The 5,517-nt window shown below is 54.6% G+C and carries 3 rRNA genes; all 3 read left to right on the top strand.

The features are described from left to right. The first annotated feature begins 260 nt into the window (after nucleotides 1-260). Nucleotides 261-1,785, top strand: a 16S ribosomal RNA gene (locus ABTZ43_RS16875). Between the two features lie 408 nt (nucleotides 1,786-2,193). Then, nucleotides 2,194-5,298: ribosomal RNA gene (locus ABTZ43_RS16870) — 23S ribosomal RNA — on the top strand. A 105-nt stretch (nucleotides 5,299-5,403) separates the two neighbouring features. Then, nucleotides 5,404-5,517: ribosomal RNA gene (rrf, locus tag ABTZ43_RS16865) — 5S ribosomal RNA — on the top strand; the annotation flags it as partial.

Here is a 5,517-nt window from a genome sequence, read left to right as displayed (position 1 = left end):
TAAGATAGAGAAGTTGCCCTTCGGGCCTGGTTGTGATGACTGGGTCGTGGGAGCATCCGATCCTTGAGAACTCAACAGCGTGCACTTGTCAAATGCCAAATTATCCTCGTCTAGCTTCGGCTGGGTGAGAATTCCTTTGGATCAAAGACCAACTCCTTTCGGGGGGTTGGCATTCGGATGAAGTCAGCAATGAATTTGTCTCTTTGGTCAGCATCAAACTCGCTGCGTCACCGTTTTCCCGGTGGGGTATGCATTTCTTTTTTACGGAGAGTTTGATCCTGGCTCAGGATGAACGCTGGCGGCGTGCTTAACACATGCAAGTCGAACGGTGAACACGGAGCTTGCTCTGTGGGATCAGTGGCGAACGGGTGAGTAACACGTGAGCAACCTGCCCCTGACTCTGGGATAAGCGCTGGAAACGGCGTCTAATACTGGATACGAGTAGCGGCCGCATGGTCAGTTACTGGAAAGATTTATTGGTTGGGGATGGGCTCGCGGCCTATCAGCTTGTTGGTGAGGTAATGGCTCACCAAGGCGTCGACGGGTAGCCGGCCTGAGAGGGTGACCGGCCACACTGGGACTGAGACACGGCCCAGACTCCTACGGGAGGCAGCAGTGGGGAATATTGCACAATGGGCGGAAGCCTGATGCAGCAACGCCGCGTGAGGGATGACGGCCTTCGGGTTGTAAACCTCTTTTAGCAGGGAAGAAGCGAAAGTGACGGTACCTGCAGAAAAAGCACCGGCTAACTACGTGCCAGCAGCCGCGGTAATACGTAGGGTGCAAGCGTTATCCGGAATTATTGGGCGTAAAGAGCTCGTAGGCGGTTTGTCGCGTCTGCTGTGAAATCCGGAGGCTCAACCTCCGGCCTGCAGTGGGTACGGGCAGACTAGAGTGCGGTAGGGGAGATTGGAATTCCTGGTGTAGCGGTGGAATGCGCAGATATCAGGAGGAACACCGATGGCGAAGGCAGATCTCTGGGCCGTTACTGACGCTGAGGAGCGAAAGGGTGGGGAGCAAACAGGCTTAGATACCCTGGTAGTCCACCCCGTAAACGTTGGGAACTAGTTGTGGGGTCCATTCCACGGATTCCGTGACGCAGCTAACGCATTAAGTTCCCCGCCTGGGGAGTACGGCCGCAAGGCTAAAACTCAAAGGAATTGACGGGGACCCGCACAAGCGGCGGAGCATGCGGATTAATTCGATGCAACGCGAAGAACCTTACCAAGGCTTGACATATACGAGAACGGGCCAGAAATGGTCAACTCTTTGGACACTCGTAAACAGGTGGTGCATGGTTGTCGTCAGCTCGTGTCGTGAGATGTTGGGTTAAGTCCCGCAACGAGCGCAACCCTCGTTCTATGTTGCCAGCACGTAATGGTGGGAACTCATGGGATACTGCCGGGGTCAACTCGGAGGAAGGTGGGGATGACGTCAAATCATCATGCCCCTTATGTCTTGGGCTTCACGCATGCTACAATGGCCGGTACAAAGGGCTGCAATACCGCGAGGTGGAGCGAATCCCAAAAAGCCGGTCCCAGTTCGGATTGAGGTCTGCAACTCGACCTCATGAAGTCGGAGTCGCTAGTAATCGCAGATCAGCAACGCTGCGGTGAATACGTTCCCGGGTCTTGTACACACCGCCCGTCAAGTCATGAAAGTCGGTAACACCTGAAGCCGGTGGCCTAACCCTTGTGGAGGGAGCCGTCGAAGGTGGGATCGGTAATTAGGACTAAGTCGTAACAAGGTAGCCGTACCGGAAGGTGCGGCTGGATCACCTCCTTTCTAAGGAGCATGTGACTCTTCGGAGTCCAGAACCCAGATCAGAGCGTTCGTCTCTGCTGGGAGCTCATGGGTGGAACATTTGACATGGTGCGAAGGAAGAAGCTCTCGCTTAGTACACCGCTTGCGGTGGGAACGGGGAGGGTTTCGGATGTCGCACCTGCACGCTGTTGGGTCCTGAGGGACCGGATGCGGATCCGTAAGGATTCGTTTCTGTACCTCTGGGCCTCTTCTGGTTTCCCTTGTGGGGGTTGCTGGTAGGGGTACCGCCCGTACTTTGAGAACTACACAGTGGACGCGAGCATCTTGCAGCCGGCTTCGGTCGGTTGCACAAGATGATCTTAAAGATCATTAGTCAATTTCATGTGGATCCTTCGGGGTTCACGTCGATTCTGATTCAAACTCATGTGATTTCAAGTCTTTAAGAGCAAACGGTGGATGCCTTGGCATCTGGAGCCGAAGAAGGACGTAGCAATCTGCGATAAGCCTCGGGGAACTGATAAGCAAGTTTTGATCCGAGGGTGTCCGAATGGGGAAACCCCGCTGGGCGGCGTGCCGACCTAGTGACTCCCGCCTGAATATATAGGGCGGGTAGAGGGAACGTGGGGAAGTGAAACATCTCAGTACCCACAGGAAGAGAAAGCAACCGCGATTCCGTTAGTAGTGGCGAGCGAAACCGGAACAGGCTAAACCTAGCGTGTGTGATAGCCGGCAGGCGTTGCACGTTGGGGGTTGTGGGACTTTTCAGTCATCTCTGCCGAGATGGCGGCGTTACACGATGGTATAGACGAACGGTCTTGAAAGGCCGGTCATAGAGGGTGCCAACCCCGTAGTCGAAATGCCAACCGTGGCGCGAAGAGTATCCCAAGTAGCACGGGGCCCGTGAAATCCCGTGTGAATCTGTCAGGACCACCTGATAAGCCTAAATACTCCCAGATGACCGATAGCGGACAAGTACCGTGAGGGAAAGGTGAAAAGTACCCCGGGAGGGGAGTGAAATAGTACCTGAAACCGTTTGCTTACAAACCGTTGGAGCAGCCTTAGTAGCTGTGACAGCGTGCCTTTTGAAGAATGAGCCTGCGAGTTAGCGATATGTGGCGAGGTTAACCCGTGTGGGGTAGCCGTAGCGAAAGCGAGTCTGAATAGGGCGATTCAGTCGCATGTCCTAGACCCGAAGCGAAGTGATCTATCCATGGCCAGGTTGAAGCGACGGTAAGACGTCGTGGAGGACCGAACCCACTTAGGTTGAAAACTGAGGGGATGAGCTGTGGATAGGGGTGAAAGGCCAATCAAACTTCGTGATAGCTGGTTCTCTCCGAAATGCATTTAGGTGCAGCGTTGCGTGTTTCTTGCCGGAGGTAGAGCTACTGGATGGCCGATGGGCCCTACAAGGTTACTGACGTCAGCCAAACTCCGAATGCCGGTAAGTGAGAGCGCAGCAGTGAGACTGTGGGGGATAAGCTTCATAGTCGAGAGGGAAACAACCCAGACCACCAACTAAGGTCCCAAAGCGCGTGCTAAGTGGGAAAGGATGTGGAGTTGCCTTGACAACCAGGAGGTTGGCTTAGAAGCAGCCACCCTTGAAAGAGTGCGTAATAGCTCACTGGTCAAGTGATTCCGCGCCGACAATGTAACGGGGCTCAAGCACGCCACCGAAGTTGTGGCATTGACATTATTGGTAGGCCTTCGTGGTCCAGCCGTGTTGATGGGTAGGAGAGCGTCGTGTGGCCAGCGAAGCGGCGGTGTAAACCAGCCGTGGAGGCTACACGAGTGAGAATGCAGGCATGAGTAGCGAAAGACGTGTGAGAAACACGTCCTCCGAAAGACCAAGGGTTCCAGGGTCAAGCTAATCTTCCCTGGGTAAGTCGGGACCTAAGGCGAGGCCGACAGGCGTAGTCGATGGACAACGGGTTGATATTCCCGTACCGGCGAAGAACCGCCCAAGCTAATCCAGTAGTGCTAAGTGTCTGAATCCCAGTGACTGATCCCTTCGGGGTGACGCTCTGGGCCTAGCGCACGACCCCATTCTGGTGCGGTTAGCGTATTAACAGGTGTGACGCAGGAAGGTAGTCCAAGCCAGGCGATGGTTGTCCTGGTGCAAGTGCGTAGGCCGAACGGTAGGCAAATCCGCCGTTCGCAGAGGCTGAGACACGATGCGGATAAAAAGTGGATGATCCTATGCTGCCAAGAAAAGCATCGACGCGAGGTTCTAGCCGCCCGTACCCCAAACCGACTCAGGTGGTCAGGTAGAGAATACCAAGGAGATCGAGAGAATCGTGGTTAAGGAACTCGGCAAAATGCCCCCGTAACTTCGGGAGAAGGGGGGCCATCCGCGTATAGGGACTTGCTCCCAAAAGCGTGTGGTGGCCGCAGAGACTAGTGGGTAGCGACTGTTTACTAAAAACACAGGTCCGTGCCAAGTCGCAAGACGATGTATACGGACTGACGCCTGCCCGGTGCTGGAAGGTTAAGAGGACCGGTTAGCCGCAAGGCGAAGCTGAGAATTTAAGCCCCAGTAAACGGCGGTGGTAACTATAACCATCCTAAGGTAGCGAAATTCCTTGTCGGGTAAGTTCCGACCTGCACGAATGGCGTAACGACTTCCCAACTGTCTCAACCGCGAACTCGGCGAAATTGCATTACGAGTAAAGATGCTCGTTACGCGCAGCAGGACGGAAAGACCCCGTGACCTTTACTACAGCTTGGTATTGGTGTTCGGTGTGGCTTGTGTAGGATAGGTGGGAGACTGTGAAGCATGGACGCTAGTTCGTGTGGAGTCATTGTTGAAATACCACTCTGGTCACTCTGGATATCTAACTTCGAACCGTAATCCGGTTCAGGGACAGTGCCTGGTGGGTAGTTTAACTGGGGCGGTTGCCTCCCAAAAAGTAACGGAGGCGCCCAAAGGTTCCCTCAACCTGGTTGGCAATCAGGTGTCGAGTGTAAGTGCACAAGGGAGCTTGACTGTGAGACTGACAGGTCGAGCAGGGACGAAAGTCGGGACTAGTGATCCGGCAGTGGCTTGTGGAAGCGCTGTCGCTCAACGGATAAAAGGTACCTCGGGGATAACAGGCTGATCTTGCCCAAGAGTCCATATCGACGGCATGGTTTGGCACCTCGATGTCGGCTCGTCGCATCCTGGGGCTGGAGTAGGTCCCAAGGGTTGGGCTGTTCGCCCATTAAAGCGGTACGCGAGCTGGGTTTAGAACGTCGTGAGACAGTTCGGTCCCTATCCGCTGCGCGCGTAGGAAATTTGAGAGGATCTGACCCTAGTACGAGAGGACCGGGTTGGACGAACCTCTGGTGTGTCAGTTGTTCCGCCAGGAGCACCGCTGATTAGCTACGTTCGGGATGGATAACCGCTGAAAGCATCTAAGCGGGAAGCCGGCCTCAAGATGAGATTTCCATACCTTCGGGTGAGAGGCTCCCAGCCAGACTACTGGGTTGATAGGCCAGATGTGGAAGTGCAGCAATGCATGCAGCTGACTGGTACTAATAAGCCGATGACTTGATAACACACCGTTTGTTGGTGCTACGCGTCCACTGAGTGGTTCTCGATGTACGGTCGAGGACCGCATGACAATGACTTTGTTATGTGTTTGATTGAAACATCTATAGTGTTTCGGCGGCCATAGCGTGAGGGAAACGCCCGGTTACATTCCGAACCCGGAAGCTAAGCCTCACAGCGCCGATGGTACTGCAGGGGGGACCCTGTGGGAGAGTAGGACACCGCCG

This window comes from Microbacterium sp. NPDC097977 (genome assembly GCF_040302605.1).
GTDB lineage: Bacteria > Actinomycetota > Actinomycetes > Actinomycetales > Microbacteriaceae > Microbacterium.
This window is presented reverse-complemented; position numbering and strand designations above follow the sequence as displayed.